Below are 3,158 nucleotides of genomic sequence, written 5' to 3'. Positions count from 1 at the left end.
GCATCTCGCACCTGGCCCACCTGGTCGTCGACGGGCTGTGGCGCGACGACCTGCTCGACTACCGGGACGAGGTGGAGGCCCTGCGCACGGCCAAGGAGTCCCTCACCCGCCTGCTGTCGGTCGATGACGAGGTCGATTCCCGGGTGCGGGAGCAGTTGCGGCGGCAGCAGAAAGTCGTCGGCAGCCGCGAATGGCAGATCCTCTACGACAAGTACTTCCGGCAGGAGATGGAGAAGCGCAAATGGTGAGCGGACTGCGTCCGCATCCAGTTTCTTCGGCCAGCGACCGGCCCCTACAAAATATTCCCCCCGTCCGTCCCCCTATTCCCTGAAGGATCGAAATTTTTTCGCTAATCCCCCTTGACTTTCCTGCCGGGCTGACTATATTTAGGCCTGCTGTTAGCACTCTCGTCGCGGGAGTGCTAACAATACCCCTGACAAGGGGCCCGGTTCGTTGCCGTGAAATCGGATCTGGCGCCTTGTTTTGTTTTCAGAGGACTTTGACAGGGAGTTGCTCCCGACACATTCCGTTCCATCACGAAAGGAGAACTGAACCATGAACATCAGACCGTTGCATGATCGCATCATCGTCGAAAGGGTAGAGGAAGAGACCAAGACCGCAGGGGGCCTCATCATCCCCGACACCGCCAAGGAGAAACCCCAGCAGGGCAAGGTCATCGCCGTCGGCAAGGGGAAGACGACCGAGGACGGCAAGCAGCTGGGGATGGACGTCAAGGTGGGGGACCGGATCCTCTTCGGCAAGTACGCCGGCACCGAGATCAAGATCGAAGGCAAAGAGTATCTGATGATGCGCGAGGACGACGTCCTCGGTGTAATCGAAAAGTAATCCATTCACCAATCTGACAAGGAGGACATAGCACCATGGCAGCCAAAGAAATCAAATTCGGGCAGGATGCCCGCAGCAAAATCCTCAAAGGGGTCAATGCCCTGGCCGACGCGGTCAAGGTAACCCTCGGTCCCAAGGGCCGCAACGTCATTCTCGACAAATCCTTCGGCGCTCCGCTGATCACCAAGGACGGCGTCACCGTCGCCAAGGAGATCGAACTGGAGGACAAGTTCGAGAACATGGGCGCCCAGTTGGTCAAGGAAGTCGCTTCCAAGACCTCCGACATCGCCGGTGACGGCACCACCACCGCTACGGTTCTGGCCCAGGCGATCTACCGCGAAGGGATCAAGCTGGTGACCGCCGGCCACAATCCGATGGAGATCAAACGGGGCGTCGACAAGGCCGTCGAGGCCGCCGTCGCCGCGCTGAAGGAACTCTCCAAGCCGATCAAGGACCACAAGGAGATCGCCCAGGTCGGCACCATCTCCGCCAACAGCGACAAGACCATCGGCGACATTCTCGCCCAGGCGATGGAAAAGGTCGGCAAGGAAGGGGTAATCACCGTCGAGGAAGCCAAGGCGATGGAAACCACCCTGGAGACCGTCGAGGGGATGCAGTTCGACCGCGGTTATCTCTCCCCCTACTTCGTGACCGACGCCGAGCGGATGGAGACGGTCATCGAGGACGCCCTGATCCTCATTCACGACAAGAAGATCAGCAACATGCGCGATCTGCTGCCGGTCCTCGAGCCGGTGGCCAAGCAGGGCCGTCCCCTGCTGATCATCGCCGAAGACGTCGAAGGCGAGGCGCTGGCCACCCTGGTGGTCAACAAGCTGCGCGGCACCCTGAACGTGGCCGCCGTCAAGGCCCCCGGCTTCGGTGACCGGCGCAAGGCGATGCTCGAAGACATCGCCGTCCTCACCGGCGGCAAGGTGATCTCCGAAGAGATCGGCTTCAAACTGGAGAACGCCACCCTCGACATGCTCGGCCGCGCCAAGCGCATCGTCATCGACAAGGAGAACACCACCATCATCGACGGCGCCGGCAAGGAAGCTGACATCCAGGGCCGCGTCAAGCAGATCCGCGCCCAGATCGACGAGACCAAGAGCGACTACGACCGTGAGAAGCTCCAGGAGCGCCTGGCCAAGCTGGTCGGCGGCGTCGCCGTGGTCAAGGTCGGGGCTGCCACCGAAACCGAAATGAAGGAGAAGAAGGCCCGCGTCGAGGACGCCCTGCACGCTACCCGCGCGGCTGTCGAGGAGGGAATCGTCCCCGGCGGCGGCGTCGCCCTGGTGCGCTGCATCCCCGCCCTGGAAAAAATGAAACTCGGCGGCGAGCAGCAGTTCGGCGTCAACATCGTCAAGCGCGCTCTCGAGGAGCCGCTGCGGCAGATCGCCAACAATGCCGGCCATGAAGGCTCTATCGTGGTGGACAAGGTTATCAACAACAAAGGGTCCTTCGGCTTCGATGCCGCCGCCGACACCTATGGCGACATGCTGGCCGCCGGCATCATCGACCCGACCAAGGTCACCCGCAGCGCCCTGCAGAACGCCGCCTCCGTGGCCGGCCTGATGCTGACCACCGAGGCCTGCGTGGCCGACGCGCCGAAGAAGGAAGAGGCCATGCCGGCTATGCCCGGCGGCATGGGCGGCATGGGCGGCATGGGCGGCATGATGTAAGCCGACCTGCCCGTTCCGGCAACAAACGCAAAGAGCCCCCCGGCCGTTCGCCGGGGGGCTCTTTGCGTTGGCGCCGTGAAACAGGCCGCCGGTCAGTCGATGCGCAGGTCCTGGATGGCCTTCCGGGGCCGGGGAGCCACCGTCTGCCGGAGTTGCTCGTCGCCCTGCAGCAGGAGGATGTCGACCTGCGGCTCGTCCTGTCCCTTGCCGTAGGCGGCGACAATGGCGGCGGCCAACTCCAGGTCGGCGGCCTCGGGCCGGCCGCTGACCAGACCCAGGGGCCCGGTGAAGGAGACGGAGCGCAGCAGAATGTCGGTCGGCCTGGCGATCCCCTTGATTTTTTCATTGCTCCCCTGGTCGCGGCCGAGGGTCAGCCGGGCGTTGGGCGAGAGGCGGAACTGCCGGCCGAGCTTGAGCAGCTCGACGTCGGTGACGGTCGCCCCCGGCTGGTGCGCAAAGAGGTCCCGCAGCCGACCCGAGAAGGACTTTTCGGTGAGCAGGCAGCCGCCGCCGGAAGGAGGGTAGTCGGTCAACCCCCAGGCTTCGGCAAACTCTGCCTGGCGGCGACGGGAGCGGCCCTGAATGTCGAGCAGACGGCTGCGGTCGACCAGCCCCTCTTTCTCCATCGGCGTC

4 protein-coding genes are annotated in these 3,158 nt (G+C 63.7%); 3 read left to right on the top strand and 1 reads right to left on the bottom strand.

The window, feature by feature from the left end:
* The 3 genes from VD811_12310 to groL form a co-directional block, all read left to right on the top strand.
* On the top strand, positions 1-248 hold a 248-nt coding region (locus tag VD811_12310; protein ID HXV21760.1), incomplete at its 5' end, for a DUF507 family protein.
* Positions 249-555: 307 nt separating this feature from the next.
* A complete protein-coding gene (gene groES, locus VD811_12305) occupies positions 556-846 on the top strand; it encodes a co-chaperone GroES (protein ID HXV21759.1) in 291 nt (96 codons plus the stop codon).
* A gap of 35 nt (positions 847-881) precedes the next feature.
* On the top strand, positions 882-2,525 hold the full coding sequence (gene groL, locus VD811_12300) for a chaperonin GroEL (protein ID HXV21758.1): 1,644 nt from the start codon (positions 882-884) through the stop codon (positions 2,523-2,525).
* 92 nt (positions 2,526-2,617) lie between these two features.
* Here the strand turns inward: groL and VD811_12295 are convergent.
* On the bottom strand, positions 2,618-3,158 hold a 541-nt coding region (locus VD811_12295; GenBank protein HXV21757.1), incomplete at its 5' end, for a thiamine biosynthesis protein.

The organism is Desulfuromonadales bacterium, from assembly GCA_035620395.1.
Lineage (GTDB): Bacteria > Desulfobacterota > Desulfuromonadia > Desulfuromonadales > DASPGW01 > DASPGW01.
The sequence above is the reverse complement of the archived record's forward strand: the minus strand, read 5'-3'. Positions and strand labels throughout refer to the sequence as shown.

Coding starts and splice junctions, on each gene's coding strand:
- groES (HXV21759.1), top strand. CDS start 556: ATGAACATCAGACCGTTGCATGATCGCATCATCGTCGAAAGGGTAGAG.
- groL (HXV21758.1), top strand. CDS start 882: ATGGCAGCCAAAGAAATCAAATTCGGGCAGGATGCCCGCAGCAAAATC.